Source organism: Aeromonas sp. 96A, assembly GCF_051919165.1.
GTDB classification, from domain to species: Bacteria; Pseudomonadota; Gammaproteobacteria; order Enterobacterales; family Aeromonadaceae; genus Aeromonas; species Aeromonas veronii.
Map to the genome: position 1 here is coordinate 2,414,874 of NZ_JBQBFE010000001.1, position 26,561 is coordinate 2,441,434.

The window sequence follows — 26,561 nt, forward strand, 5'->3', positions numbered from 1 at the left end:
CACCATCAAGCAGGAAGCACTATGCAACTAACCCCACCCCAACCGCCTCAGGACGATGAGATCGAAGCGCTGCGTATTGGTCTCTCGGGCTTCAACACGGGTCACGCCGGCACCCATCTGCGCGAGCGGATCGCCAGCTTTATCAAGGATGAAGAGGGCAAGGTACACGGCGGTATCATCGCCGACATCAAGTGGGGCTGACTGCACGTCGACTGGCTCTGGATCGACGAAAGCATCCGCCGCGATGGCTGGGGCGGCCGCCTGCTCGGCGCCATGGAGCAGTACGCCCAAAGCAAGGGCATCAGCAACTACCATCTGGAAACCACCAGTTTTCAGGCCCTCCCCTTCTACCAGAAGCAGGGTTACGAAGTCTTTGGCCAGCTGCCCGATATGCCGCCGGGGCATGTGAGTTATTTTTTGAAGAAGCAAGGCATTTGTAATGAATAAAATTTACAAATACATGAAATTCAGACCTGATTTTTTTAAAAAACCTAGTCTTAGGTTAAGTCAACGCTGTGCATTGAATGACCCTTTTGAGCTCAGCCCGGACCAAGATACGCTAGATAAAATATTAGAAGATGCTCATCGAGAGGATTTCTTCCAGCAAATTTCTGAATATGCAAGTGATGAAGGGTTTGATGATACAGGGATCATCTCTTTCACGGAAAGTTATAATAACTTATTGATGTGGTCTCACTACGCTGACGAGCATAAGGGTATTGTTATTGAGTTTGACTACCATGCTTTGAAGACTCACTTCAATAAAATACTATCTGTGAGTAACTCTATTGAACGTGTATTATATAATAGAGAAAGACATGAGGTACTACCATGTACCACTTCACCCAAAAGAAACTTATTAACTAAGAGTGATGATTGGATTTATGAAAAAGAACATCGAGTAATAACTAAAGTATCGAATGCAGATTACTTTGTCATTAATAAAGAAGCCTATGAATATATTCTTGATTTCTATGATGAAAGCTACCTTGAACTGCTTAATATCGAGAAATACAAAGGGATGATAAAGATCTCCATCAATCATCAAGCATGCCACTTAATGGATCAGCAAGAAAAAGATGGCAGCTCCACTGACGATATGGAAGAGATGCGATTTTCTCCAAGCAACACTATATTAAACGAACTACTTTCTTTTATCGCAGCAGCACCAACCTCCATTTTTCTTTTTGATATACCAATAGAATGTATCACTGGAATATTTTTAGGCTGTAGATTAACGGAATCAGACAAGTCAACGCTACGTGAAGTAGCTTGCGAAAATACATTATTTAATAGAATACCTTGTTATCAAGCTAGTTTAAGCAAGCATCAATTCGCCTTGATTTTTGAAGAAACCTACCACTCATGCTCAACAACATAGACGTAGGGTGCAATGAACGAAGTGAATTGCACCTCTATCTTCACAACTATCATAATGAAAATGGTGCAATGCGCTCCGCTTATTGCACCCTACGTTAACCATGTTAATACCGATTATTTATTGTCGTGTGGTATTTCATATTCAGGTGTAGAGGTATCTCCCCAAGATAATGGATACCGGCCTTGTTGTACCCAACGATGGAAAGTGGAATATGGCCAATCTTTCGGGGCTGTTACCAATCCATGTTTGACAGGATTGATATGGATGTAATCGAGATGGTGATTGAAATCTTCCTGATTGCGGATCAGGTGATCCCAATAACGCCGCTGCCAAATACCCCGCTCACCACGCAGCCAACGAGATGCTGAGCGAGCCTCCGAATTGGGGATTGCTCGCGAAAACTTGCTTTTGATTTGACGCCAGCGCAGCGGAAAATTGGTATCCCCTTCCGGCAACTCCAGCAAAGCATGCAGATGCTCTGGCAAGACAACCCAGCCGTGGATGCGGAATGGATGACTCTCTTGCACCTCCCTGACAACCTTCCTCAACAGCTCAATCTGTTCGAGCAGTAGATGGTTATTCTGACGATCAGCCAGCACCACTGTAAAAAACCAGGTTTCCCCCGGTTGCCATATTCGTCTGTAATTCGCCATGTTTTGCCCAATCCACAATCAACCCTGTTGTTAAATGTGGTCTAAACGAAGCAAAACGTAGGGTGTAATGAACGAAGTGAATTACACCTCGCTCACACATCCACAAAACAAAAGCGGTGCAATGCGCTTCGCTTATTGCACCCTACTTTTTATGTTTCCTGCGTTGTCACATCAGTTGGTTAACGACCCAAAAACGGCTCCCAATCCTTGAACACCGGCTGCAACCCCGCCTGTCGTACGGCGGCGGCCACTTCCCCCACCGGGCGGTCGTCGTGGATGGCGAACTGCTCCAGCTCCTCCGCATCCCCCTCGGCATAGCCACCCGGCTGGGTGCGCGATTCGGCCGACATCTGGGTGATGCCAAGGCGCACCGCGCCGTTGCGAAAGGTGGCCGACTCGCGGGTGGAGAGGGACAAGTCCAGGGTCGGCGAGAAGAGGCGCCAGGCGCAGATAAGCTGGGCCAGCTGGCGATCCGACATGACCACGGCAGGCTCCAGCCCACCGGTGCAGGGGCGCAGGCGCGGGAAGGAGAGCGAGTAGCGGCTCTGCCAGTGGTGGCGCTCAAGCCAGCTCAGGTGCTCGGCGACAAAGTAGCTGTCGGCGCGCCAGTCCGAGGAGAGACCGATCAGCGCCCCCAGCCCTATCTTGTCGATACCGGCACGGCCAAGCCGATCCGGCGTGGCGAGGCGCCATGCGATGTCCCGCTTGTTGCCGCGCAGATGGTGGCGGGCATAGGTGGGGGCGTGGTAGGTCTCCTGATAGACCATGACGGCGTCGAGGCCGAGGCTCTTCAGCTCGGCATAGTCGGCCTGCGAGAGGGGCTGCACCTCCATCCCCACCGTGCTGAAGTGGCGGCGGATGATGGGCATCACCTCGCGAAAATAGGCAAGCCCCACCTTGTGCTCGTGCTCGCCGGTCACCAGCAGCACGCTGTCAAAACCGCGCGCCTTGATGGCCAGACACTCGCGCTCAATCTCCTCTGCATTCAGGGTCTTGCGCTTGAGGCGGTTGCTCATGGAGAAGCCGCAGTAGGTGCAGTCGTTGGCGCAGAGATTCGACAGATAGAGCGGCACATAGAAGCCGATGGTATTGCCAAAGCGCTGGCGGGTCAGGCGCTCGGCCTCGGCCGCCATCTGTGGCAGATACGCCTCGGCGGCTGGGGAGATCAGCGCCATAAAATCGCTCAGGGTGCGGCGGGGTGAACCCAGCGCCCGCTCTACATCGGCGGCAGTCTTGGCGCGGATCTGCATGCCGATATCGTCCCACTCAAGTTCGTACCAGCGGTCGAGAAAGGAAGGCTCCTTAGCCCTCACCCCCGGCCCCTCTCCCAAGGGGAGAGGGGGGCTAAACACATCCGCCTCGGGAGAAACCGAGAAAGAGGACATGGCGATTGGCTCTTGCCCCGCGCCAGCATCATGACTCATAACCCCCCCAGAAAATCGGTGAGCGGGCTGGAGGCTTGGGCCTGCAGGGCGCGGGCGCCGAGACCTGCCTCATAGGCGCTGCGACCGGCAGTGCAGGCCAGTGCAAAGGCGCGGCCCATGGCGACCGGGTCGCCGCTCACCGCGATGGCGGTGTTGACCAGCACGGCATCGGCGCCCAGCTCAAAGGCGGCGGCCGCGTGGCTCGGCGCACCGATGCCCGCATCAACTACCACAGGCACATTGGCCTGCTCGACGATGATGGAGAGAAACTCCCGGGTCACCAGCCCCTGATTGGAACCGATGGGGGCGCCGAGCGGCATCACGGCGGCGCAGCCCACCTCTTCCAGCCGCTTGCAGAGCACGGGGTCGGCACCGCAGTAGGGCAGCACCACGAAGCCCTCTTTCACCAGCTGCTCGGCGGCTTTCAGCGTCTCGATGGGATCGGGCAAGAGGTAACGAGGGTCGGGGTGGATCTCCAGCTTCAGCCAGTTCGTCCCCAGCGCCTCGCGGGCGAGGTGGGCAGCAAATACCGCCTCGGCGGCGGTCTTGGCGCCTGAGGTGTTGGGCAGCAGCTTGACCCCGAGTTGCAGCAAGGGGCTCAGGATATCGTCGTGGGCCTTGCCCGGTTCCAGCCGCTTGATGGCCATGGTGACCAGTTGGGAGCCGCTCGCCTCGATGGCGGCGGCCATCAGATCAGGGCGGGCAAACTTGCCGGTGCCGGTAAAGAGGCGCGATGAGAAGGTGTGATCGGCAATTGTCAGCATGTCAGCCTCCGGCCACTGCAGTAAGAAGAGGTGAGGCCCCGCCGCAAGGCAGAACGCTCGAATATGGGACTGTGAGCATCATAGATCAGCCTCCCGCAATGGCAGTGAAGAGGTGAAGTTCATCCCCGTCATTGAGACGGGTCTCGGCCCAGCGGCCACGGGGCAGCACGGCGCCGTTAAGGGCCACGGCTACGCCCTGTGGATTAACGTCTTGCGCCGCCAGCAGGTCGGCCACGCTCTGCCCTGCCGCCAGCGGCTGGGCTTTATCGTTGAGTCGAATGGTGAGGGTCATGGGGTGATCTCCTTATCGTGTGTCGGGCATCGGCGCTGCCCGCAAACCGGGCAATCGGGATCCGGGGCCAGAGTAAGGGTCTGCCACTGATGGCTCAGGGCATCGAAGCGGCGCAATGTGCCGGCGACCGGACTCGGCATCCCGAGCAGCAGCTTCAGCGCCTCCAGCGCCTGCAAAGAGCCCATCACCCCGACCAGCGGACCAGTGACGCCGCTGGTCTCGCAGCTCTGACTCACCTTGGTATCCAGCGGGTAGAGGCAGGCGTAGCAGGCGTGATCGCTGCTGGTGCGCGCCATCAGCTGCCCCTGCCAACCCACAGCGGCAGCAGAGATCCAGGGCTTGCCCTGCCCCACGCAGGCGGCGTTGATGGCCTGGCGGGTGGCGAGGTTGTCGCAGCAGTCGATCACCAGATCCACCTCGGCCACAAACTCCGGCAGGCTGGCGGCATCGAGCCGCTGGTTAATGGCAATCAGCTCCACCAGCGGGTTGTGGGCGGCCAAGCGCTCGCGGGCCAGCTCCGCCTTGGAGTGGTTGACTGCCTCGCTATCAAACAGGATCTGGCGCGGCAAGTTGCTGGAATCGACCGTGTCGCCATCAGCCAGCCACAAGGTGCCCACCCCGGCCCCGGCCAGATAGAGGGCGAGCGGTGAGCCGAGCCCGCCGAGGCCGACTATCAGCACGGACTTATCTTTCAGCCGTGCCTGCCCTTCTTCACCCACTTCCGCCAGCATCAGCTGGCGGCCATAGCGCAAATATTCTTTGTCACTAAGAGAAGCGGCATCAGAGCGCATGTTCCACCTCCCTTATGGCAGAGGCCGAGCGTGGCTCATCCCCCACGCCCACGGCCGCGAGCAGCCGTTCGGTCGCCCCCTGCCAGTCATCGCTGGCCGTGATGGCCGAGACCAGCGCGATGCTGCCGACCCCGCTTGCCTTGACCGCCGCCACCCGCTCCTCGCTGATGCCGCCGATGGCCACCGTCGGCCACTCCGCCATCAGGGCGCGGTAGCGGTATAGCCGCTCCAGCCCCTGCGGGCGCGAAGGCATCGCCTTGGTATTGGTCGGGAAGATATGCCCCAACGCGATATAGGAGGGGGCCAGCTCGCGCGCACGCATCAGCTCGAAGTAGCCGTGGGTGGAGATGCCAAGGCGCAGTCCGGCCGCCTGAATGGCGGCGAGATCGGCGGTCTCCATATCCTCCTGCCCCAGATGCACGCCCCAGGCGCCCGCCTCGATGGCCTGCTGCCAGTAGTCGTTGATAAAGAGCCGCGCCCCATGACGGCGACCGAGCGCTACCGCATCACGAATGGCCGGTGCCACCTGAGCGGCGGGCAGATTCTTGATCCGCAGCTGGATAGTCTTGACCCCCAGCCCCAGCAGGCGGCGCAGCCACTTGACCGAATCCACCACCGGATAGAGGCCGAGATTGTGCTCGGTCGGCGCGAAGGGGCCCTGCGGCAGGCGGGCGATGCTTGTTTCATACAATCCGAAGCGGCGATCGAGGGTTGAACCCGCCAGCACGGCGCGGGGGAAGTGGACCAGATCGGCTGGCCAGCCAAGATGGGCGATGGGTCCCGGGCCTGCGCCCACCCCCTGTGCAGCCGCCAACCCCTGTTGCAGGTAGGCTCGCGCCAGGGTGATGGCGTCCTCCACCGGATAATCCTGCGCCACCACGGCGGCGATGGCGCTGGCGTAACAGCAACCTGTGCCGTGGCCGTGGCGGGTGTCGAGGCGCGGCGCCGCCAACCAGAATTCGCGGGTCTCGTCCTGGTAGTAGTCGAGGCAGAGATCGCCGCTCCAGCCCAGATGGCCGCCCTTGACCAGCACGGCGCGGGCGCCGAGTTCGCGCAGCCGCTGGGCGGCGAAGCGCACCAACACAGGGCTGGTCGCGGGAATGCCGGTTAGGGCTTCCAGTTCGGGGCCGTTGGGGGTGATGAGAGACAGACGTGGTAACAGCTGCTCGCGCACCGCTTCCAGCATATTGGGCTCCGCCATCGGGGTGCCGGTGCTGGCAATGGCCACCGGGTCGTAGACCACGAAGGGAGCCTCGATGGCCGCCAGTCGGCGGGCCAGCACCTCGACGTGGAGCCGGGTCGGCAGCAGACCGATCTTGATGGCGGCAGGCGGCAGATCGACACCGAGGGCGTCGATCTGGGCGGTGAAGGTCTGCATCAGCACGGGGTCGACCATCTTCACCGCCACCGAGTTCTGGGCGGTAATGGCGGAGATGATCGAGCAGCCGTGCACGCCGAGGTCGTGCAATGTGTGCAAGTCAGCCTGAATGCCGGCGCCACCGCCGGAGTCGGAACCGGCGATGGTCCAGACAACTGGGCGGGAGTCCGTCACAGGCAGCAGATCGGCGGGGCTGACAGCCCCGCTTGCGCTGCTCACGCCTCCTCCCCTGCGGCCTGTTTCAGCGCCGCCTGATGGTAGATCTCGCCACCGGTCTCCTTGAAGGTCTCCGCCATGCGGGCCATGCCGCTCTCCACCTGAGCCACCACCTGCTCCTGCTGACCATCCATGCCGACCAGCTTGATCTCCACCGCTTCAAGCTTGGCCGCGTAATCGCGCACATCCTGAGTGATCTTCATGGAGCAGAACTTGGGCCCGCACATGGAGCAGAAATGGGCCACCTTGCCGGACTCCTGCGGCAGGGTCTCGTCGTGGTAGGCACGAGCGGTGTCGGGATCCAGGGCCAGATTGAACTGATCCTCCCAGCGGAACTCGAAGCGCGCCTTGGACATGGCGTTGTCGCGGATCTGGGCACCCGGATGCCCCTTGGCCAGATCGGCGGCGTGGGCGGCGATCTTGTAGGTAATCAGCCCCTGCTTCACGTCCTCCTTGTTGGGCAGGCCCAGATGCTCCTTGGGGGTGACGTAGCAGAGCATGGCGCAGCCGTACCAGCCGATGAGCGCGGCACCGATGCCGGAGGTGAAATGATCGTAACCCGGTGCAATGTCGGTGGTGAGCGGGCCCAGCGTATAGAACGGCGCCTCGTGGCAGTGCTCCAGCTGCTCGGTCATGTTGCGCTCGATCATGTGCATCGGCACGTGACCCGGCCCCTCGATCATCACCTGCACGTCGTACTCCCACGCAATTTTGGTCAGCTCGCCAAGAGTGCGCAGCTCGGCGAACTGGGCCTCGTCGTTGGCGTCATAGACTGAGCCCGGACGCAGACCGTCGCCCAGCGACAGGGCCACGTCATAAGCGGCGCAGATCTCGCAAATTTCTCGGAAGTGCTGGTAGAGGAAGTTCTCCTTGTGGTGGGAGAGGCACCACTTGGCCATGATGCTGCCACCGCGCGAGACGATGCCGGTGAGGCGCTTGGCGGTCATCGGCACGAAGCGCAGCAGGACGCCGGCGTGGATGGTGAAGTAGTCCACCCCCTGCTCGGCCTGCTCCAGCAGAGTGTCACGGAACAGCTCCCAGGTGAGGTCTTCGGCGATGCCGTTGGTCTTCTCCAGCGCCTGATAGATGGGCACGGTGCCGATGGGCACCGGGCTGTTGCGCAGGATCCACTCGCGGGTCTCGTGGATGTAGCGGCCGGTGGAGAGATCCATCACTGTGTCGGCGCCCCAGCGGGTGGACCAGACCAGCTTCTCCACCTCCTCTTCGATGCTGGAGGTGACCGCCGAGTTGCCGATGTTGGCGTTGATCTTCACCAGGAAATTGCGGCCGATGATCATCGGCTCCGCTTCCGGGTGGTTGATGTTGCTGGGGATGATGGCGCGACCGGCGGCCACCTCATCGCGCACAAATTCGGGGGTGATGTTCTGGGGCAAACGGGCACCAAAATCGCGGCCCGGATGCTGGGTGCGCAACAGTTCAGAGCGCACCCGCTCGCGCCCCATGTTCTCGCGAATGGCGATAAATTCCATCTCGGGAGTGACGATGCCGGCGCGGGCGTAGTGGAGCTGGGTGACCCGGCGGCCCGGCTTGGCACGGCGCGGCTTTGGCAGATGCTCGAAGCGCAGGTGATCCAGCCCCTCGTCGGCCAGACGCTCCTGAGTGAAGGTGGAGCTGAGCCCCGGCAGTTCGTCGGTATCATCCCGTTCCAGCACCCAGTTCTCCCGCGGGCGCGGCAGGCCACGGCGCACATCGATGGCGACCCCCTCCTCTCCGTAACGGCCCGAGGTGTCATAGACCGGAATCGGCTCGTTGGGTTCGAATTTGGGATCTTCTTTGGTGCCGCCGACGAAGGTGTCGGCCAGCTGGATCTCCCGCAGGGGAACACGAATATCGGGGCGGGAGCCTTCGATAAAAATGCGACGGGAGTTGGGATGAGCCATCCCCTTGAGGCTGTCGATAAAAGCTTGGGCGCTGGAGCGCTGCTCGCGGCGGCTGGATTTGGCGGTATCAGATACAGAAGTAGACATAGCAAAACTCACATTAACTGGTTGAAGTTATGGGTGTTTGCTTGTCTGGAGTTCGAGGAGAAGATGAACTTGCGGCGGGGTGTTTATCTCGGGAGGGAGTGCGCGCGGGATAGATCTCCGCGCTGCTGTTCTGCCGCTTCCCGCTCTCTGCACGCTGCGGGCAAGGCGCCCCACGTGCAGGAAAACCGGACGGGACAGACTCCCTCCTGTGCGCCCTGACCCATCAAGGATGATCCCTTCGATGAGCGGAAGAGGCTTGTCCCTCCTCCGGCGCGGTAACCCGCAAGTTACCCTTGTTCCCTTCGCAGGTTTTAACCTGATCAGGTTCCACGGATCCCGAATTAACGGTCTCAGCTTCGCGTCGTTCGACGGTCAGCACTCCGACAAGATGGCGCCAGTATAAGGGGGAAAATCCAAAGCACAAGCCGTTAACAATCTGGCCAACACGCCTCTTTCAACAAATGAGTGAACAATGCCTCGCTCACGGGGCCACCCCAAACAGAGGTCAAACCTGCGTTGGCATCACCTTGGCACGCCATAGCTTCCTGTTGTGATCATTCAGGGACAAGAGGAGAAAAAGAGGGAAAATCGAGGGGCGCAGGGCAAACAGAAACAGGCCCCTATGAAAGGGGCCTGCGAGTGAGGTTATTGAACCGGCACTATGGTCAGGGATACATTGCCAAACCCTTCGTTGGCAAGGGCCTCGCTGTCCAGATCCACACCGGTAAGCGCCACCTCATCGGCAGAGGCACTGCGCAGCTGGGCAGCCTTCGCGGAACGGGTCTGGGGCTGACCGATTTCGATATCACCGGCAAACTGGCTCTCGGCATAGAAGTCACCGGTCACCGCCGAACGGATCGGGCGCAGCACACGACCCAGGTTATTCTGCATGGTCGACAAACCATACTCGCTGATGGTCCAGTTCCAGTCCCACCACTTCACTTCACCCGGGATATAACGCTTGTCCCACTGGTAGCGGATGCTGCTCGCCTTGTCGCGGAACCGGCCGACGGCAAAGGTGTGCTCCCAGGTGGGGCGATTCTCCGGATGGGTATACCAGGCATTGCCGCCCCAACGCAGGAAGCCCTTCATGGTCAGGTCATAATTGACCTCGGCCTTGAACTCGTAGGGGTAGGAGATGTTGGACTTGTAGAGGGCAACCCGCACCGGAAGGCTGGAGTGAGGCGGCACCGTGGGGCGCGCTTCAACCGAGACGGTCTCGGTCGTCGAGCCCCCTTTCTGGGAGGCCCAACTCTGGCTCGCAGCGATCTCGATGGCCAGTTCGGTTTCCCCCACCAACGGCCACTGAAACTTGTTCTTGGTGGTCACCTTCTCGCTCAGGCTGTAGGTGTCGGTCTTCGACCAGTTGGTGGCCTTGTCGTACTTCAGGGTCACCACCACCTGCTGGGGCAGGTCGGTGTAGTTGGTCGCATTGGCCGTGATGGTCTTGACCAGCTGCTTGCCGCTCTCGGTGACCTGACCATGGCTGAAGGAGTCGGGTTCTAGGGTATATGAGAAGTTGCTTACCTTGATGGAGCTCTTCTCCCCGCAACGATATCCGGAGCAGCCGCCGTCATTATTTCCCTTTATCAACCAGCCATCGCCAACCCGGGTAACATCCATATCTTCCCCGACATAGGGGCTATGATTTCCACCCACCCAGGCATATCCCAAATAATGAGCGAGATAACTGACTGGCTTGATAAAATAATCATTGTCGTGGACAAGCCGCCATTGCACATCGACCTCATCACCCGCCGGAATATTCCAGTCAGAGAGTGTTGGTATTTCTCCGGAAACCGGTGAATTGGGATAGCACCAGGTTTCTCCGGCAGTGCCCTGTTTGATTTCGCCATTATATCCCGGCCCCATAATCACCCAGCGATCAGCCAGCCCGGTTATCTGCCACTGCCCCATGCGGCTGACCAGATTACCCTTGATACTCATGGCTTCATCGCGGGTCAGAGGACGGTAACCACTGGCACAGACGCCCGTGCCAAGGCCCGCCCACTTGACCTGATCAGGGTAGACAGGTTCAGCCGCCTGCACCTGAGCGAGCATCAATGAAGACGCCAAAAACGCCAGATTGGCGGTAATTATTCTATTCATCATTTATCCCTCTTTCAGACATACGATAATTGTTATTGTGTAGAAATATCCTTTTTCATTTGACAGGTATGGACTCCGACAAAACCTGACACAAATAAAATAAACCACCAAAAAACATCCATGACAAACAAAATAATGGTGGTATAAGAAAATAATTAGAGTGATGACTTTATTGAGGAATAAATCATAAATATTGTGGCAGCCATTATTTAATGGCTGCCACAATATGGTGAAACCATATTAAATAAGAAGATGCTGAATTACTCTTCCGGATTGATCACTTCAATTCCCTGCAATATTCCATCCGCCGAACGGATCAATACCAGCTCGCTCCCGGCATGCAGATCGGCGGCCGAACCGTTAACCCAGCGCACCAGCGGATTGAGTGGCACAGTGCCCAGGGTTGCCAGCGTGAGCTGCCGGTCATCGAAAGATTGCAGGCGATCTTGCGCCCGCTGCCAGGGCTGATTGGCCAGCGGGGCTCTGGCGGCCAGCAGCTCAATCCGGGTGGCAACGCCATCTGCCACCAGCAGGGCGAGCTGGTCGCCGGGTTTGAGTGGCTGCGGCCAAATCTCCCCCTGCCGCCAGATGGCGGCACTGCCCTGCTCCACCTCGGCCCCCTGAAATTGCAGGCGGATGCCATCGCTGTGCTCCAGCTCCACCAGCCACAATTCGTCGGCTCCCGCCTGCGCCGCCCAGAGCGGCACACCCAGCATCCATGCACACCACTTTCTCGATTGTTCCATCTTCGTTCGTCCCTGAACAAAAAGCCCATGCAGGACAAGCATGGGCTTCATTCGGGAGCATTTCTAATCGGAACGCAGAGATCGGATCAGTCATCCTCGCGGCAGCGGCTCAGGCGCATGCCGTCAAACTTGCACTCCAGCTCGAGCCAGCGCCCTTCAAACGGCGCCAGACTGTTATCCGAGGTGGTGTAGCCCCAGATCCGCCCCCCTTCGACCGGCCCCTCCAGATCCATCTCGTCCTTGTCATCTTCGTCGAGGGCTTCGACCTTGCGTACATAGCGCACGCCGTTCTCCACCACCCCCTTCATCTCGACCCAGGTACCGCCGAGATCATCCTCGTTGAGCCAATCCTTGAAGCGGGTCTGGTCGTCGATCACGAACGGCATGCCGTTGACCATCAACTGGCCAAGCTGCCAGGTGGTGCGGCCGGTCAGTTTGAATTCGGTCGCCTGTGCGGTGCCAAGTGGAAACAAGATCAGCAACAGGAGGGCGCAGAGAGACTTCTTCATCAGGGATCCTCGGGGTTACACTGGCAAACAGGATGCCGAATCCGGTGTGAAAAGAGCGTGAAACGCTCGCCAACCAGGAGAGCAAAGCATGAAGATTTTGGTAGTGGAAGACAATCCTCAGGTGGCGGAAACCATCATGGATTATCTGGAGCTGGCCGGTCACCGCCTCGATTGTGCCTATCACGGTCAGGCGGCGCTGCAACTGCTGGAGGAGCAGCGTTTCGACGTCATCATCATGGATGTGATGATGCCGCGCCTCGATGGCCTCAGCACGGTGGCGCGCCTGCGCGAGCAGGGGATTGCCACTCCCGTGCTGTTTCTCACCGCCCGCGACAGCCTGGAGGACAAGCTGGCGGGCTTCAAGGCGGGAGGGGATGACTATCTGGTCAAGCCGTTCGCCATGGAGGAGCTGGAGGTGCGACTGCAAGCCCTGAGCCTGCGCGGCCCGCGCGGCGATGTGGGGGCCATCAGCTTTGGCGATCTGACGGTCGATGTCGCCAGCGGCCGCGCCACCCGCGCCGGTGAGCCCCTCAAGCTCGGCAAGATCCCGTTCCAAATCCTCGCCCTGCTGGCCCGCCGCGCGCCGGCCATCGTCAGCCGTCAGGAGGTGCTCGACACCGTCTGGGGGGATGAGGAGCCCGACTCCGATGCCCTGCGCAGCCATATCTACGCCCTGCGCAACGCGCTCGACAAACCCTTCCCCACTCCCATGCTGGAGACCCTGCACGGCCAGGGCTACCGACTGGTGAGCGTATGAGTCTGCCGAGCCTGCGCCGCCGCCTGATCATGGCGCTTGGCGGCGCCGGGGTAGTGCTGCTGATCCTGCTCTCCGGCCTGATGATGGTGGCCGAGGACAAGATGGAGGAGTTGAGCCTGCGCCACTGGCTGGAAGCCGAAGTGACCCGCTACAGCGATGACTGGCTGCGACTCGGCCCGGCGGCGGCGGCTCCAAGCCCCAGACAGTTCTCCAGCTACTGGACCGAGGCGGGCCGCCTGCCGAAATGGCTGAAGCCCTACCAGACCCCCGGCTTTTTCGAACATCAGCTGGGCAAGGAGGACAAACACTTTCTGGTGGCCCGTCACCCCTCCGGCGAGGGACTGCTCTATCTGGTCTTCAATGACGACGCCGATGACTACCTCGACCCCTACGAGGACAAGCTGCATCTGGCGACCCGACTGATCGGGGTGACCCTGCTGCTGGGCTGCCTCGGCTTCGGCATCTGGCTGGTGCGCCATATCACGGGGCCGCTGCAACGGCTGCAACAGAGGGTCGCCCACCTCACCCCGGATCAGGCGGATTTCGAGCCTGACGCCCCCTGGCAGGAGCTGCGGGATATCGAGCTGGCGCTGCTGGCCGGCAAGCAGGAGGTGAGCGCAGTGTTCGCTCGCGAGCAGGAGTTCAGTCGCTTCGCCAGCCACGAGCTGCGCACCCCCAACATGGTGATCCAGGGCTCGGCCGCGCTGCTTGGCAAGGTGACAGATCTGCCAGCACCGGCCGCCCGCGCCACCACCCGCATCCGCGCCGCCGCCGACGAGATGGCACTGCTCACCGAGACCTTCCTGCTGCTGGGCCGCAAGGAGGCAGTGGAGCGACCGCTGCAGCAGGTCACCCCGCTGGTCCGTCAGGAGCTGGCCCGCCTCGCTCCGCTGTTGCAGCGGGAGGCACTCGATATCCGGCTTAATCTGGACGAGAGCAGCGAAGTAAACGCCCCCCTCTCCCTGCTCGCCATTGCCCTCGGCAACCTGCTGAAAAATGCCCTGAGCTATGCCGAGGGACATATCGACATCGAGCTGTGTGGCCCGGTGCTCACCATCAGCAACCCGACGGCGGCGGCGCCGGATCAGATCCTCGGCTACGGCTGTGGCCTCACCATCATCCAACGCATCTGCGAGAAGCTGGGCTGGCAGATCGACACCCGGCTGAAGGACGGAATTTTCAGCGCCCGGCTGGCGATGATCACTGCCGAACAGTTCCCTCTCCCTTTGGGAGAGGGTTAGGGTGAGGGCGCAGTGGCACCGCCAACCCACCAGCCAGATAGCAACAAGGCGCCCGAGGGCGCCCTGTTTCTATCTGACAGATGCAAGCCTGAGGCTCACTCCGCCGGTTTGTTCTTGCGGCTCGCCTTGAGTTCGAGGAACTCGATGATCTTGCCGGCCACATCCTTGCCGGAGGCGGCTTCCACACCTTGCAATCCGGGGGAGGAGTTGACCTCCAGCACCAGCGGGCCACGGGCGCTACGCAGGATATCCACCCCCGCCACATCCAGCCCCATGATCTTGGCGGCCTGCACCGCGGTGGCGCGCTCTTCCGGGGTGATCTTGATCGCTTCGGCAGTACCGCCACGGTGCAGGTTGGAGCGAAACTCCCCCGGCTGGGCCTGGCGGCGCATGGCGGCAACCACCTTGCCATTGACCACCAGACAGCGGATGTCGGCGCCGTTGGCCTCGCGGATATACTCCTGCACCAGAATGTTGTTGTTAGTCTGGATAAAGGCCTCGATCACGCTTTCGGCGGCCTTCTGAGTCTCGCAGAGCACCACGCCAATCCCCTGGGTTCCCTCCAGCAGTTTCACCACCAGCGGCGCCCCGCCCACCATGGTGATGAGGTCGGGCACGTCGTGGGTGCTGTGGGCATAGCCGGTGATGGGCAGGCCGATACCGTGGCGGGAGAGCAGCTGCATCGCTCGCAGCTTGTCGCGGGAACGGCTGATGGCCACCGAGCTGTTTAGGGCCATGGTGTTCATCATCTCGAACTGGCGCAGCACAGCGGTACCGTAGGCGGTAATGCTGGCCCCGATCCGCGGGATCACGGCGTCATAGCTTCCCAGCTCCCCACCCTCGTAGTGAATGGAGGGGTTGTGGGAAGCGATATTCATATAGCAGCGCAGGGTGTCGAGCACCTCTACCTGATGACCGCGCGCCTGTGCCACCTCGACCAGACGGCGGGTGGAGTAGTTTTTCGGCTCACGGGATAAAATGGCGATCTTCATGACAATTCCGCTAGAAGGCTGTGCCTGGGCAGGATGGGGCGGGAGAGTATAAGGTGCCACAGCGCCAAGACAACGCCAATTGTTTATCCTGACAACAAGACAAACCACGCCAAACCGCACGCGATCCTGTCACTTTGACCAACAGGTTAAACGGCGGCTCTGCGCAGGTTGTTCAACCCAAGCAAGGATGCCGCCGTTTCTCGTTAAAGATCAACCGGTGTCACGCGGGAGTCAGTTCAGGTTTGGCCCCAACCAGCGTTCGGCCTCTGCCAGCGTCATCCCCTTGCGGGCGGCGTAATCCTCCACCTGATCTTGCTGGATCTGCGCCACCGCGAAGTATTTGCTCTCGGGATGGGAGAAGTACCAGCCCGACACCGCCGCCCCCGGCCACATGGCGTAGGATTCGGTGAGCTGCATGCCGATAGCCTGCTCCACCTGCAGCAGCTCCCAGATGCTCCCCTTCTCGGTGTGCTCCGGGCAGGCCGGATAACCGGGGGCCGGGCGGATGCCCTGATAGTTTTCGCGGATCAGCTCCTCGTTGCTGAGGGCCTCGTCGGGAGCATAACCCCAGTGCACCTTGCGCACCTGCTCGTGCAGGTACTCGGCAAAGGCTTCGGCCAGACGGTCGCACACCGCCTGAATAAGGATGGCGTTGTAGTCGTCGTGCTGCGCCTTGTAGGCCTTGGCGATGGCCTCCTCACCGATACCGCCGGTCACCGCGAAGGCGCCGATCCAGTCGGGCTTGCCACTCTCTTTCGGCGCCACATAGTCCGCCAGACAGTAGTTGGGGAAGCCCTGCTTCTCGCTCTGCTGGCGCAGGTGGTGCAGCACCTTGATGACCTCGGTGCGGGACTCGTCGCTGTAGACCTCGATGCTGTCCCCTACCGCGTTGGCGGGGAACAGACCGATCACCCCGGCGCAGCGCACGCTCTGATCCTTTTCCAGCAGGTCCAGCATGGCGTTGGCATCGGCAAACAGCTTGGTCGCCTCCTCGCCAATGATCTCGTCCTCGAGGATGCGCGGATACTTGCCTGCCAGCTCCCAGCTGAGAAAGAAAGGCGTCCAGTCGATGTAGGGGCGCAGCACCGAGATGGGCACGTTCTCGAACTTCTGCAGACCCGGCTCACGAGGCTTGGGTGGCTGATAGCCAACCCAATCCAGCTGGTGCCGGTTGGCGCGGGCATGAGCCAGACTGACCGGACGGGACCGCGGCTGCTTGCGGGCATGCTGATCTCGGGCGATCTCGTACTCCTTGTCGATGCGGGCGACAAACGCCTCCTTGAGATCCGGGCTGAGCAGGCTCTGGGCCACCCCTACCGCGCGGGAGGCGTTGGAGACATAGACCACAGGCTCCGAGTAGTTCTGCTCGATCTTCACCGCAGTGTGGGCCTTGGAGGTGGTCGCGCCGCCGATCAGCAGCGGCAGCTTGAAGCCCTGACGCTCCATCTCTTTGGCCACGTGCACCATCTCGTCCAGGGACGGGGTAATGAGACCCGACAGCCCAATGATATCGGCGCCGACCTCCCGCGCCGTCTTGAGAATCGTCTCGCAGGAGACCATGACCCCGAGGTCGACAATCTCGAAGTTGTTGCACTGCAGCACCACCCCGACGATGTTCTTGCCGATGTCGTGCACATCCCCTTTCACGGTGGCCAGCACGATTTTGCCATTGCTGGAGCCACCCGACTTTTCCGCCTCGATATAGGGCTGCAGATAGGCCACCGCCCGCTTCATCACCCGCGCCGATTTCACCACCTGCGGCAGGAACATCTTGCCCGCGCCGAACAGGTCGCCGACCACGTTCATGCCATCCATCAACGGCCCTTCGATGACGTGCAGCGGCTTCTCGGCGCCAGCGCGTGCCTCTTCGGTATCCTCTTCGATAAAGTCGGTGATCCCCTTGACCAGCGCGTGCTCCAGCCGCTTGCCCACCGGCCAGCTGCGCCACTCCTGATCCCGCGGATCCTCAGCCTGGGCACCGGCACCGCGATACTTCTCGGCGATGGCCAGCAACTCCTCGGTGGCGTTGTCATTGAGGTTGAGCACCACCGCCTCGACCTTCTCTTTCAGCTCCGCCGGAATGTCTTCATAGATGGCGAGCTGACCGGCATTGACGATCCCCATGTCCATGCCGTTCTTGATGGCGTGGTAGAGGAAGACGGCGTGAATGGCTTCGCGCACCGGCTCGTTGCCGCGAAACGAAAACGAGACGTTGGAGACGCCGCCGGAGATCATGGCGTGGGGCAGGTGCGTTTTGATGTCCTTCACCGCCTCGATGAAGTCCACCGCGTAGTTGTTGTGCTCATCGATGCCGGTCGCCACCGCGAAGATATTGGGGTCGAAGATGATGTCTTCCGGCGGGAAACCGACCTGATCCACCAGGATCCGGTAGGCACGCTGGCAGATCTCGAACTTGCGGGCGCGGGTATCGGCCTGCCCCGCTTCATCGAACGCCATCACGATGACGGCGGCGCCGTAGCGGCGCAGCAGTTTCGCCTGCTGAATGAACTTCTCCTCCCCCTCTTTCATGGAGATGGAGTTGACCACCGGCTTGCCCTGCACGCACTTGAGGCCCGCTTCCAGCACCTCCCATTTGGAGGAGTCGATCATCACCGGCACCCGGGCGATATCCGGCTCACCGGCGATGAGGTTCAGGAAGCGCACCATGGCCGCTTCGGCGTCAAGCATCCCCTCGTCCATGTTGATGTCGATGATCTGGGCACCGTTCTCTACCTGCTGCTTGGCAACGTCGAGCGCCTCGTCGTAGAGCCCCTCTTTGATCAGCCGCTTGAACTTGGCTGAACCGGTAACGTTGGTGCGCTCCCCCACGTTCACGAACATGGACTCGGGGGTGATGATCAGCGGCTCGAGACCCGACAGGCGGCAGGCCACCGGCAGCTCGGGCAGCACGCGCGGCTTGATGCCCGCCACGGCATCGGCCATGGCGCGGATATGGGTCGGGGTGGTGCCGCAGCAGCCGCCGACCATGTTGAGGAAGCCGCTCTGGGCCCACTCGCGGATATGCTCTGCCATCTCACCCGCATCGAGGTCGTACTCACCGAACGCATTGGGCAGACCGGCGTTGGGGTGGGCACTGACATGGGTCTCGCTGATGCGAGACAACTCCTCCACATATTGGCGAAGCTCATCGGGCCCCAACGCACAGTTGAGGCCGAACGACACCGGTTTTACGTGGCGCAGCGAGTGGTAGAAGGCTTCGGTGGTCTGGCCGGAGAGGGTTCGGCCGGAGGCATCGGTAATGGTGCCGGAGATCATCACCGGCAGGCTGTAGCCCAGCGCCTCGAACACCCCTTCCACCGCGAAGGCGGCGGCCTTGGCGTTGAGAGTATCGAAGATGGTTTCAATCAGGATTATGTCGGCGCCACCCTCGATCAGCGCGTGGGTCGATTCGGTATAGGCGGCCACCAGCTGGTCATAGGTGACGTTGCGCTTGCCGGGATCGTTCACATCCGGCGAGATGGAGGCGGTGCGGTTGGTGGGGCCCAACACCCCTGCCACGAAACGCGGCTTGGCGGGATCTTTTGCCGTCCACTCGTCGGCCACGGCGCGGGCCAGACGGGCGGCTTCACGGTTGATCTCGGCGGAAAACTCTTCCATCTCGTAATCGGCCATGGCGATGCGAGTGGCGTTGAAGGTGTTGGTCTCGAGAATGTCGGCCCCGGCAGCGCAATACTGCTCGTGGATCTCGCGGATCACCGCCGGACGGGTCAGCACCAGCAGATCGTTGTTGCCCTTGATGTCGGTATGCCAGTCGGCAAACCGCTCACCCCGATAATCCGCCTCCCCGAGTTTGTAGCCCTGGATCATGGTGCCCATGGCCCCGTCGATGATCAGGATCCGCTCACTGAGGCAGGCTTCCAGCTTCTTTGTTACGTCCGACTGCTTGCTCGGCTCTCTGCTCGACATTACGTTCGACACCGCGTGTTCCTCTTACATCCATGCAACTGCGTAAACAGCATCCTAACAGCAAACAAATAAAATGGAAATCTAGCCGTCTATCAGTCCAAATACGCCACCATATACTCATTTATGGGTAATGAGTAACATAGGGCCCGAGAGTAACCTATGCCCGTCCTGCATAGGGATACGTGCTTGCTGTCTACCAACGAGAAAAAAATAACTATGAGCGTCTACTACACACTCTGTTTTCTGGCAGCGTTGGCGATTTTTATCGCCTTTGCCAACCAGTATGTTGTGAAGATCCAGACCACCATCGCCATTACTGCGGGCTCCATGCTGATCTCCGCACTACTGGTGCTGTTTGGCAAACTGGGTTGGTTCAATCTGGAACCTCTTGCCGTCAAGACCATGGAGAGCATCGACTTCCAGAACTTCCTGCTGAAGGGGATTCTGGGCTTCCTGCTGTTCGCCGGTGGCCTTGGCATCAACCTCAAGGCGCTGCGTAGCCAGAAGTGGGAGATCACCATTCTGGCCATCATTGCCACCCTGCTCTCCACCTTCCTCATCGGCTACGGCTTCTGGTTTATCGCCAAGCTGCTGGGCTGGGAGTTGCCGCTGGTCTACTGCATGCTGTTCGGCGCGCTGATCTCCCCCACTGACCCGATTGCCGTACTGGCCATCGTCAAGAAGATGAAAGCGCCACCCCAGATCGCCATCCAGATCGAAGGGGAATCCCTGTTCAACGACGGTGTTGGCCTCGTCATCTTCGCTACCGTGTTTGCCGTCGCCTTTGGCGGTGTCGAGCCCACCTTCGGTAGCGTGGCCGGTCTGTTCCTGCACGAAGCCCTCGGCGGCATCCTGTTCGGTGCCGTGCTGGGCCTCATCGCCCACGTGATGATCAGCGCCACCGACGACGGTTCATTGGAGCTGCTGCTGACCCTCTGCATCCCGACCGCCGGCTTCGCCTTTGCCAACATGATCGGCGTCTCCGGCGCACTGGCCATGGTGGTCACCGGCATCATGATCGGCAACTGGACCCGTCACTCCGGCTTCTCCGAGCAGAGCAGCCATCACCTGGATCACTTCTGGGAGTTGATGGACCAGTTCCTCAACGCCCTGCTGTTCCTGCTGATCGGTCTGGCGCTGGTACTGCTGGATCTCGCCTGGCGTGACTGGATCCTGCTGGTCATTGCTGTGCCCCTCTGCCTGGGCGCCCGCTTTATCAGCGTGTCGCTGCCCTATGTGGCTTTCCGCCGATTCCGCAATTACAACACCTTCTCGGTGCGGATCCTAACCTGGGGTGGCCTGCGCGGTGGTCTGGCAATGGCGATGGCACTGGCACTCCCCTCCGGCGTCATGATGATCCCGGAACATGGCGTCGACCTGCGTCAGGTCATCCTGGTGATGACCTACTCGGTGGTGATGTTCTCCATCGTGGTGCAAGGCATGACCATCACCCCGATGATCACGGCTGCCAAGAAGGCCTGTGGCGACTACTGAGTCGGCCCACTGTGCTGATTGCAGAATGAGAGAGGGCTCCCGTCGGGAGCCCTCTTTTTATGGCGGATAGATGCGAATATTTGCTGCTGATAGCCCCTTGATTACACAGAGGAAAAGCGTACTGACTTCAACATCGGCAAATTATTGTTTGCTTTTTATTCATTTCGAGGAGAGAATGCGCGCCGGCTAGTTAATCAGCCCTGTTTATGTTTATCCTGCAATGCTTCACCTCACGATGAATCCTGCCAGTACCCGCATAACCTTCTTCTGATTTACTCGCCTTGAGAACCGTCAGGCTGTCTGCCTGCGTTGCCCGGCTCTCACGGTGCAGACCCGATCTGCCCACCCAATTTGATTTATGCATCAGCATATTCCTTGAAAGTGCAGACGCCCCTTAACCGGGCTGGGTATTCCTGCGCGCTTGTCGTTCACCCAATCGACCGCGCCCATTGACCTGACATTTGCCAATACAAGGAGCAAACACCTAATTTATATAGAGAAATACCATGATGAAAGCAGTACAAACACACAAGCCCCTGCGTCGCAGCAAACCCATCAACCTGCCTGTGCAAGAGCACGACAATGATGCGTTCCTGATCCAGTTCAGCACCCGCTTCAGCGGCGGTTTCGCCATCTCCTGTGATGGTATCGCTGGCGAGTTCTCCATCGAAGACCTCAACTGATCCTGCCTGCCCTCCGGCAGCGCCCGATGCAGACAGGCCGCAACTCACGGCGGCCTCTTTGCTTCTCTCTCACGCCTTTAGCCAGACCCGGGCTCTTGCTTGTCACTCAGCCTGACAGCCACCTCGCCATTCGCTTCCCCGCTCTCTGACCTTGATCACTGCTCCAGCAGCAGACACTCATCGGCATCTTCGCTCAACTTGACCAGTCGACTGCGCACCAGCCCCAGCTTGGCCAACAGGCCAATGGATCGCTCGTTGCCCGGAGTGACGATGGCAACTACCTGCCCGATCCCCAACCGGCTTTTGCCATCGGCAAGGGCGGCCTGCGCCGCTTCAATGGCGTAGCCCTGACCGCGATATTGCGGCAGGAAGGCGTAACCGATATCGACCTGCTCCAGGGTGTCGCGCTTGATCAGGCCGCAGATACCGAGGCTGGCACCGTCCTCCTTGCGCTCCACCAGATAGAGCCCGTGACCATAACGGGCATAGCTGACCGCCGGCCCCTGCTGGATATACTCCTGCGCCTGCTCCAGGGTGCGAATGCCCCGATCACCGATGTAACGATAAAAGTCGCCGTCATTGAGCAGCTCAAGGATGAAGGGGGCATCGGTGGCGATCATTTCGCGCAGGATCAGGCGGGAGGAGGCAATCATGGCAAGGGCTCTCAAACGGAAAGTGAAGGGCAAAGAGTGCCCCGTCACTCCCGGGCTGGCAAGTCTGTGGCACCATCGGCCATGAAAAAGGAGCCGCGTTGGCCCCTGATGAGATGGGATAAACGGGCTCAGGCAGCCAGCAACCCGGCGTAGCCATTACCCTGCTCGCGCAGAGCAGTGAACTGGGCGGCGCAATCGGCCCAACTCAGCCCCAGTGCATCTGCCACCTTGTGGGGCCACTCGGGCGGCGCCTCTTCCCCCACATCGGATTGCGCAGCCAGCACGATCGCCAGATGGATCAACCCGGCCTCGGCGGAGAACTCCTTGGCCAGCATGGGGTTGTAGTGATACTCCACCGCATTGCTGATGGTCTCGGGGAACTTCCAGTAGCGTGCCATAGCCGCCCCGACCTGGGCATAGTTGAAGCCGACCACCAGCTCTTCCGCCTTGGCCCGTCCCTTGTGCAACTCCAGATCGTGGATGTGATGGACGGTGTTTTCCGGCAAGCCTACGTGCATCACCAAGCGGCCGAGATCGTAGAGCAGGGCGCAGGTAAAGACCTCATCCCCCTTCATCCCCTTCTTCACCGCCAGACGACGCGCCAGCTCCGCCACGTTGAAAACGCAGCCCCAGAAATGTTTGAGGTCAATGCCGGGAACCGCAGTGACCGATTCGGTGAGCCCGCAGGCCAGCACCATGTTGCGCACCATCGCCAACCCCAGCCGCACTGCGGCTTCATTGACGGTGCCGATCTGACGACTGCTGCCGAACTTGGCCGAGTTGGCCAGCCGCAGCAACTTGGCGGAGATGACAGGGTCCTTGTTGATCAACTTGCTGATCTTGAGCAGATCCGGATCCTTTTCATTGAAGGTCTGGATCAAATCGCGCATCACTTCCGGGATCTGGGGCAGTAGCTTGGGCTCGGCCAGCAGGGAATCTATCGTGGGCATAGGCGTGTCCATCCATGTTATCTGTGTTCCAACCTGTTTGCCTTGGCAAACTCCTCCTAATTATGGGTAACAAATGGCCTCCCCATCGGATTGTTTATTTGCTGGTCATTCAAGGTGTTAGTCACATTCAGGCTATACTGGCCGCCACATTCACTGTTGCGGATATCCCATGAACGACACTCAGGAATTTTTTGATGAAGACGCGCTGCTGGAGATGGTGGAGAACCAGCTCAACGACGGTCACCCGCCCCATGTGAAGGCGACTCTGATGCGGCTGGTGATGAAGGGCACCCCGCGGGAAGAGGCACTGCAATATATCGCCTGCGCCCTCGGTGCCGAGCTGATGGCGATGGAGGCCGATCAGGGCCCCTTCAATCTGGCCCGTTACGGCGAGTTCCTCGACAGCCTGCCCGAGATGCCGTGGGCAGACGACTGACGCGAGCTGGATGACGGATGCAAAAAGGGCGGGTGCCAATGGCCCCGCCCTTTTGCATGGATCCGCTCCGGATCAGAACTGGGAGTTGATGATCACCTCTTCCCCCAGCGCCCCTGCCAACGGCAGTGGCCGATAGCTGGAGTTGGCGGCCCGCAGCAGACGAATGCCGCGAATGCCAACCTCCTGCGCCGCCTTGATATCTCCATCGGCGTCGCCGTAGAAGAGCTTCATCTGCTTATCCTTGAGCCACTGCACCTTGGTGTTCTGGCCCGGCTGATCACCGGCGAAGATCACCGGATTGAGCTGGTCGGCCGGAATATTCATGGTCTGCTGCAAGGTCTGGCTCACGGTTTCGGTCTTGGTGGCCGAGCGACCGGTGACGAAATAGATGTGGTCACCGCGCTTGAGATGCATGGCGATGAGCTCCTTGCCCACCTCTTTCGGCATGCTGAACGCATCCCAGCCGTTATTCATCTTCTCCCAGAAGGCGGGGTTCTTCAGATAGCTCTCGTCGTTGGGCGAGAACTCCTGCTTGCCGCGATAAAAACCCGGGCTGGAGAAGAGCAGGGTATCGTCGATATCAAACCCGACCGCCATCGGGGGCAGGCCATCCAGGCTCTTGGCAATCTGCTCCACTGACACCCAGTGGATCGGCGCCTGCTGGGCCAACGTAACGGTGGTGACACCGGCAGGGATTGGCTGAACGGTAGCGGCTTGACCCGCGACGGCAGGCAGAGAGAGGGCCGCAGCCAGCAAGGAGGCAAGCAGCACCGGACGAGAGATGTGTTTCATAAGGCAGGTTGTCATCTTGAATCAAAAGAGGGGGCCAATAGTGCCCCCATCCTACCTCTCAAATCTGTGAATGCTCCTGCAAAAAGGGAGCATTTGACGCCCGATAATTAATCCTCGATTGGCAGCAGATCGGTAAAGACAAAGCCGTCGCGCACCACTGTCTCGCCGACCCGAATGCCAAGCGGGCGGGAGAACATGGGGCCATCATAGGCCAGGGTATGAAACTCGCCGTTCTCGCCGCACGGATCGACCCCCTCCGGCAGCGCCGCCAGCAGCACCTCGTCAAAGTCATGGCCACCCAGGCTGGCATCCAGCTTGTTCGGGTCGAGAGCACTGATCCGCGCCTTCAACCCAGCGGCCACCATCTGCGGCGCCAGTTCACGGGTATTGCTGCCCCACAGCGGGAACAGTGGTTCGATGCCGGTACCTGCCAGCTGCTTTTCACGGTAGGCGCGCACATCCTCGAGGAACAAGTCGCCAAAGGCCATATGGCGGATCCCCTGTGCCACCACATCGGCGATAAAGCCGGTCATGATGCGGGCGTAATCCTCGTTGCTGCAGGGCCAGGGCAGATCGATGGTGATGAGAGGCAGCCCGACGCAGGCGGCCTGCTCGGTCAACAGCTGCTTGCGCACCCCGTGCATCGCCACCCGCTCGAATGCCTGATTGAGGGTGGTAAACAGCCCCACCACCTCGATGGCGGGATCTTGCCGCAACTGATGCAGTGCCCATGCGCAATCCTTGCCGCTGCTCCAGGAGAGCAGTACCCGTTTCTTTTCCATCATTCCTCCGCCAGCAGGGCATTCGGATTGCCCCAAAAAGATGCAAGACAGTGTTGCGAATTGCGCGATTTACACACAAGAGGCAGGCAGCATACTCTCGATCACCTGTATATGCCCCTTGCACGGGGTGACAATAACTAAAAAAACCGATGGGAAACATACGGATATGACCACGACCACACAACAACACGATCACGCCCGCCCCCTCAATCGACAGGATTACAAAACCCTGAGTCTGGCTTCCCTCGGCGGTGCGCTGGAGTTTTACGACTTCATCATCTTCGTCTTCTTCGCCGTGGTCATCGGCGAGCTGTTCTTCCCGGCCGATATTCCCGAGTGGCTGCGCCAGTTCCAGACCTTCGGCATCTTCGCCGCCGGTTATCTGGCCCGCCCGCTCGGCGGCATCATCATGGCCCACTTTGGCGATCTCATCGGTCGCAAGCGGATGTTCACCCTCAGCATCATCATGATGGCGCTGCCGACCCTGTTGATCGGTCTGCTGCCCACCTATGCGGTGCTCGGCATCGGCGCCCCCATCGCCCTGCTGGGCCTGCGGATCCTGCAAGGCGCCGCCATCGGCGGTGAAGTGCCGGGCGCCTGGGTGTTTGTCGCCGAGCACGTCCCTGCCCGTCGGGTCGGGGTCGCCTGCGGCACGCTCACGGCGGGATTGACGGCCGGCATCCTGCTCGGCTCCCTCATCGCCACTGCGGTCAACAAGAGCCTGACCCCGGCCGAAGTGAGCGAGTGGGGCTGGCGAGTGCCCTTCCTGCTGGGCGGTATCTTCGGCATCGTCGCCATGTACCTGCGTCGCTGGTTGCACGAGACCCCGGTCTTCGCCGAGATGAAAGCCAACAAGACCCTGGCCGATGAGCTCCCCCTCAAGTCGGTGCTGCGCAACCACAAGAGCAGCGTGGTGGTCTCCATGCTGCTCACCTGGCTGCTCTCCGCCGGTATCGTGGTGGTAATCCTGATGACCCCGACCTATCTGCAGAAGGTCTATGGCATCAGCCCGGCTGACGCCCTGACCGCCAACTCGCTGGCCATCGTTGCCCTGACCCTCGGCTGCATCGTCTATGGCCGACTGATCGACCTGCTGGGCAGCGGTCTCACCTTCATGTTCGGCTCCCTGCTGCTGGCGGGCTCCAGCTACGCCTTCTATCACGGTCTGGCGGCCGGTACGAGTCAGTTGGTGCCGCTCTACATGCTGGCAGGCTTTGCGGTCGGGATTGTCGGCGCCGTGCCTTACGTGATGGTCAACGCCTTCCCGCCGGTGGTGCGCTTCTCCGGTCTGTCATTCTCCTACAACGTGGCCTACGCCATCTTCGGCGGCCTCACCCCGATGGCGGTGACCCTCTGGATGAAGAGCGACATGCTTGCCCCCTCCCACTATGTGGTGAGCCTGTCGGTGCTGGGTTTCGCTATCGGTCTCTGGCTCTGGTTCCAGCAACGGGCCATCCGGCAGCAACAAGCGCCGCAAGCGGCCTGACCCGAACAACAAGCCTCGGCATCTGCCGGGGCTTTTTTGTACTGCTTATGTTCAGTTTCGCCAGCATAAGATAGCCTCCCTCTGGGGCCTGCCACCCGCATCGCCCCATGGCTTCCA

Annotated in this window: 23 protein-coding genes, 1 pseudogene and 1 riboswitch; of the genes and pseudogenes, 8 read left to right on the forward strand and 16 right to left on the reverse strand. The window is 60.2% G+C overall.

The annotated features are described in order from the left end of the window. The first annotated feature begins 21 nt into the window (after positions 1–21). Together ACTG2W_RS11045 and ACTG2W_RS11050 are read left to right on the forward strand one after the other, a co-directional pair. Positions 22–447 (forward strand): annotated as a pseudogene (locus ACTG2W_RS11045) (GNAT family N-acetyltransferase). Then, the gene (locus tag ACTG2W_RS11050) at positions 440–1,381 is read left to right on the forward strand and encodes a DUF2971 domain-containing protein (RefSeq protein ID WP_128834829.1); all 942 of its coding nucleotides are present in this window, start codon (positions 440–442) and stop codon (positions 1,379–1,381) included. The pseudogene ACTG2W_RS11045 and the gene ACTG2W_RS11050 overlap by 8 nt, the downstream one beginning before the upstream one ends. Before the next feature lie 113 nt (positions 1,382–1,494). Here the strand turns inward: ACTG2W_RS11050 and ACTG2W_RS11055 are convergent, their stop codons facing one another. From ACTG2W_RS11055 to ACTG2W_RS11100, 10 genes are all read right to left on the reverse strand, one after another. Continuing rightward, complete coding sequence (locus tag ACTG2W_RS11055; RefSeq protein WP_128834827.1) at positions 1,495–2,034, reverse strand: REP-associated tyrosine transposase; 540 nt, start codon at positions 2,032–2,034, stop codon at positions 1,495–1,497. A 179-nt stretch (positions 2,035–2,213) separates the two neighbouring features. Further along, complete coding sequence (gene thiH / locus ACTG2W_RS11060) at positions 2,214–3,419, reverse strand: 2-iminoacetate synthase ThiH (protein WP_106844164.1); 1,206 nt, start codon at positions 3,417–3,419, stop codon at positions 2,214–2,216. 35 nt (positions 3,420–3,454) lie between these two features. Beyond that, positions 3,455–4,222 (reverse strand): thiazole synthase, encoded by a 768-nt coding sequence (locus ACTG2W_RS11065; RefSeq protein WP_106844163.1) that lies wholly within the window; start codon positions 4,220–4,222, stop codon positions 3,455–3,457. An 85-nt stretch (positions 4,223–4,307) separates the two neighbouring features. Beyond that, entirely contained in the window at positions 4,308–4,514 is a 207-nt protein-coding gene (gene thiS, locus ACTG2W_RS11070; RefSeq protein WP_005357774.1) for a sulfur carrier protein ThiS, read from the reverse strand. Continuing rightward, complete coding sequence (locus tag ACTG2W_RS11075) at positions 4,511–5,305, reverse strand: HesA/MoeB/ThiF family protein (protein WP_106844162.1); 795 nt, start codon at positions 5,303–5,305, stop codon at positions 4,511–4,513. The genes thiS and ACTG2W_RS11075 overlap by 4 nt, the downstream gene beginning before the upstream one ends. Next, the gene (gene thiE / locus ACTG2W_RS11080; RefSeq protein WP_421309341.1) at positions 5,295–6,902 is read right to left on the reverse strand and encodes a thiamine phosphate synthase; all 1,608 of its coding nucleotides are present in this window, start codon (positions 6,900–6,902) and stop codon (positions 5,295–5,297) included. Before thiE ends, ACTG2W_RS11075 begins: the two co-directional genes overlap by 11 nt. After that, positions 6,899–8,887, reverse strand: a complete 1,989-nt coding sequence (thiC, locus tag ACTG2W_RS11085; RefSeq protein WP_106844160.1) for a phosphomethylpyrimidine synthase ThiC — start codon at positions 8,885–8,887, stop codon at positions 6,899–6,901. The genes thiE and thiC overlap by 4 nt, the downstream gene beginning before the upstream one ends. A gap of 280 nt (positions 8,888–9,167) precedes the next feature. After that, a riboswitch (TPP riboswitch) is annotated at positions 9,168–9,280 on the reverse strand. A 252-nt stretch (positions 9,281–9,532) separates the two neighbouring features. Beyond that, entirely contained in the window at positions 9,533–10,996 is a 1,464-nt protein-coding gene (gene aerA, locus ACTG2W_RS11090; protein WP_440016543.1) for an aerolysin AerA, read from the reverse strand. A gap of 260 nt (positions 10,997–11,256) precedes the next feature. Beyond that, positions 11,257–11,742 carry a hypothetical protein gene (locus ACTG2W_RS11095; protein ID WP_088870290.1) on the reverse strand — a complete coding sequence of 162 codons (486 nt, stop codon included), beginning with the start codon at positions 11,740–11,742 and terminating at the stop codon, positions 11,257–11,259. 86 nt (positions 11,743–11,828) lie between these two features. Next, the gene (locus ACTG2W_RS11100; RefSeq protein ID WP_362786105.1) at positions 11,829–12,251 is read right to left on the reverse strand and encodes a hypothetical protein; all 423 of its coding nucleotides are present in this window, start codon (positions 12,249–12,251) and stop codon (positions 11,829–11,831) included. Between the two features lie 88 nt (positions 12,252–12,339). Here ACTG2W_RS11100 and ACTG2W_RS11105 point away from each other — a divergent pair, with 88 nt between their 5' ends. Both ACTG2W_RS11105 and ACTG2W_RS11110 read left to right on the forward strand, forming a co-directional pair. Next, positions 12,340–13,008 (forward strand): response regulator transcription factor, encoded by a 669-nt coding sequence (locus tag ACTG2W_RS11105; RefSeq protein ID WP_440016203.1) that lies wholly within the window; start codon positions 12,340–12,342, stop codon positions 13,006–13,008. Then, positions 13,005–14,249, forward strand: a complete 1,245-nt coding sequence (locus tag ACTG2W_RS11110) for a sensor histidine kinase (RefSeq protein ID WP_440016204.1) — start codon at positions 13,005–13,007, stop codon at positions 14,247–14,249. Before ACTG2W_RS11105 ends, ACTG2W_RS11110 begins: the two co-directional genes overlap by 4 nt. Positions 14,250–14,344: 95 nt before the next feature. Here ACTG2W_RS11110 and rimK read toward each other — a convergent pair whose 3' ends face one another. Both rimK and metH read right to left on the reverse strand, forming a co-directional pair. After that, positions 14,345–15,241 carry a 30S ribosomal protein S6--L-glutamate ligase gene (rimK, locus tag ACTG2W_RS11115; protein WP_005340088.1) on the reverse strand — a complete coding sequence of 299 codons (897 nt, stop codon included), beginning with the start codon at positions 15,239–15,241 and terminating at the stop codon, positions 14,345–14,347. A gap of 231 nt (positions 15,242–15,472) precedes the next feature. Further along, on the reverse strand, positions 15,473–19,168 hold the full coding sequence (metH, locus tag ACTG2W_RS11120) for a methionine synthase (protein ID WP_106844156.1): 3,696 nt from the start codon (positions 19,166–19,168) through the stop codon (positions 15,473–15,475). A gap of 216 nt (positions 19,169–19,384) precedes the next feature. Between metH and ACTG2W_RS11125 the strand changes: the two genes are divergently transcribed. Together ACTG2W_RS11125 and ACTG2W_RS11130 are read left to right on the forward strand one after the other, a co-directional pair. Continuing rightward, positions 19,385–20,662 carry a cation:proton antiporter gene (locus ACTG2W_RS11125; protein WP_021231596.1) on the forward strand — a complete coding sequence of 426 codons (1,278 nt, stop codon included), beginning with the start codon at positions 19,385–19,387 and terminating at the stop codon, positions 20,660–20,662. A gap of 506 nt (positions 20,663–21,168) precedes the next feature. After that, complete coding sequence (locus tag ACTG2W_RS11130; protein WP_005340085.1) at positions 21,169–21,345, forward strand: hypothetical protein; 177 nt, start codon at positions 21,169–21,171, stop codon at positions 21,343–21,345. A 155-nt stretch (positions 21,346–21,500) separates the two neighbouring features. Here ACTG2W_RS11130 and ACTG2W_RS11135 read toward each other — a convergent pair whose 3' ends face one another. Beyond that, positions 21,501–21,998, reverse strand: coding sequence for a GNAT family N-acetyltransferase (locus ACTG2W_RS11135; protein WP_069529746.1), 498 nt, complete (start codon positions 21,996–21,998; stop codon positions 21,501–21,503). Positions 21,999–22,126: 128 nt separating this feature from the next. Further along, positions 22,127–22,948: an HDOD domain-containing protein gene (locus ACTG2W_RS11140; RefSeq protein ID WP_005357745.1), complete on the reverse strand. Its 822-nt coding sequence runs from the start codon at positions 22,946–22,948 to the stop codon at positions 22,127–22,129. 169 nt (positions 22,949–23,117) lie between these two features. Here ACTG2W_RS11140 and ACTG2W_RS11145 point away from each other — a divergent pair, with 169 nt between their 5' ends. Further along, entirely contained in the window at positions 23,118–23,384 is a 267-nt protein-coding gene (locus ACTG2W_RS11145) for a hypothetical protein (RefSeq protein ID WP_106844155.1), read from the forward strand. Positions 23,385–23,456: 72 nt separating this feature from the next. On the opposite strand, the gene aphA is transcribed toward ACTG2W_RS11145, so the two are convergent. Next, entirely contained in the window at positions 23,457–24,176 is a 720-nt protein-coding gene (gene aphA, locus ACTG2W_RS11150) for an acid phosphatase AphA (RefSeq protein WP_106844154.1), read from the reverse strand. A 107-nt stretch (positions 24,177–24,283) separates the two neighbouring features. Then, positions 24,284–24,958, reverse strand: coding sequence for an ATP-binding protein (locus ACTG2W_RS11155; RefSeq protein ID WP_106844153.1), 675 nt, complete (start codon positions 24,956–24,958; stop codon positions 24,284–24,286). Positions 24,959–25,124: 166 nt separating this feature from the next. Here ACTG2W_RS11155 and ACTG2W_RS11160 point away from each other — a divergent pair, with 166 nt between their 5' ends. Continuing rightward, positions 25,125–26,444, forward strand: a complete 1,320-nt coding sequence (locus tag ACTG2W_RS11160) for an MFS transporter (protein ID WP_106844152.1) — start codon at positions 25,125–25,127, stop codon at positions 26,442–26,444. Positions 26,445–26,561 lie beyond the last annotated feature (117 nt).

Coding starts and splice junctions, on each gene's coding strand:
- ACTG2W_RS11105 (WP_440016203.1), top strand. CDS start 12,340: ATGAAGATTTTGGTAGTGGAAGACAATCCTCAGGTGGCGGAAACCATC.
- ACTG2W_RS11135 (WP_069529746.1), bottom strand. CDS start 21,998: ATGATTGCCTCCTCCCGCCTGATCCTGCGCGAAATGATCGCCACCGAT.
- thiC (WP_106844160.1), bottom strand. CDS start 8,887: ATGTCTACTTCTGTATCTGATACCGCCAAATCCAGCCGCCGCGAGCAG.
- ACTG2W_RS11065 (WP_106844163.1), bottom strand. CDS start 4,222: ATGCTGACAATTGCCGATCACACCTTCTCATCGCGCCTCTTTACCGGC.
- ACTG2W_RS11075 (WP_106844162.1), bottom strand. CDS start 5,305: ATGCGCTCTGATGCCGCTTCTCTTAGTGACAAAGAATATTTGCGCTAT.
- rimK (WP_005340088.1), bottom strand. CDS start 15,241: ATGAAGATCGCCATTTTATCCCGTGAGCCGAAAAACTACTCCACCCGC.
- ACTG2W_RS11160 (WP_106844152.1), top strand. CDS start 25,125: ATGACCACGACCACACAACAACACGATCACGCCCGCCCCCTCAATCGA.
- aerA (WP_440016543.1), bottom strand. CDS start 10,996: ATGAATAGAATAATTACCGCCAATCTGGCGTTTTTGGCGTCTTCATTG.
- ACTG2W_RS11130 (WP_005340085.1), top strand. CDS start 21,169: ATGATGAAAGCAGTACAAACACACAAGCCCCTGCGTCGCAGCAAACCC.
- ACTG2W_RS11110 (WP_440016204.1), top strand. CDS start 13,005: ATGAGTCTGCCGAGCCTGCGCCGCCGCCTGATCATGGCGCTTGGCGGC.
- ACTG2W_RS11140 (WP_005357745.1), bottom strand. CDS start 22,948: ATGCCCACGATAGATTCCCTGCTGGCCGAGCCCAAGCTACTGCCCCAG.
- ACTG2W_RS11145 (WP_106844155.1), top strand. CDS start 23,118: ATGAACGACACTCAGGAATTTTTTGATGAAGACGCGCTGCTGGAGATG.
- ACTG2W_RS11050 (WP_128834829.1), top strand. CDS start 440: ATGAATAAAATTTACAAATACATGAAATTCAGACCTGATTTTTTTAAA.
- thiH (WP_106844164.1), bottom strand. CDS start 3,419: ATGTCCTCTTTCTCGGTTTCTCCCGAGGCGGATGTGTTTAGCCCCCCT.
- ACTG2W_RS11095 (WP_088870290.1), bottom strand. CDS start 11,742: ATGGAACAATCGAGAAAGTGGTGTGCATGGATGCTGGGTGTGCCGCTC.
- ACTG2W_RS11100 (WP_362786105.1), bottom strand. CDS start 12,251: ATGAAGAAGTCTCTCTGCGCCCTCCTGTTGCTGATCTTGTTTCCACTT.
- aphA (WP_106844154.1), bottom strand. CDS start 24,176: ATGAAACACATCTCTCGTCCGGTGCTGCTTGCCTCCTTGCTGGCTGCG.
- metH (WP_106844156.1), bottom strand. CDS start 19,168: ATGTCGAGCAGAGAGCCGAGCAAGCAGTCGGACGTAACAAAGAAGCTG.
- thiS (WP_005357774.1), bottom strand. CDS start 4,514: ATGACCCTCACCATTCGACTCAACGATAAAGCCCAGCCGCTGGCGGCA.
- ACTG2W_RS11055 (WP_128834827.1), bottom strand. CDS start 2,034: ATGGCGAATTACAGACGAATATGGCAACCGGGGGAAACCTGGTTTTTT.
- ACTG2W_RS11155 (WP_106844153.1), bottom strand. CDS start 24,958: ATGGAAAAGAAACGGGTACTGCTCTCCTGGAGCAGCGGCAAGGATTGC.
- ACTG2W_RS11125 (WP_021231596.1), top strand. CDS start 19,385: ATGAGCGTCTACTACACACTCTGTTTTCTGGCAGCGTTGGCGATTTTT.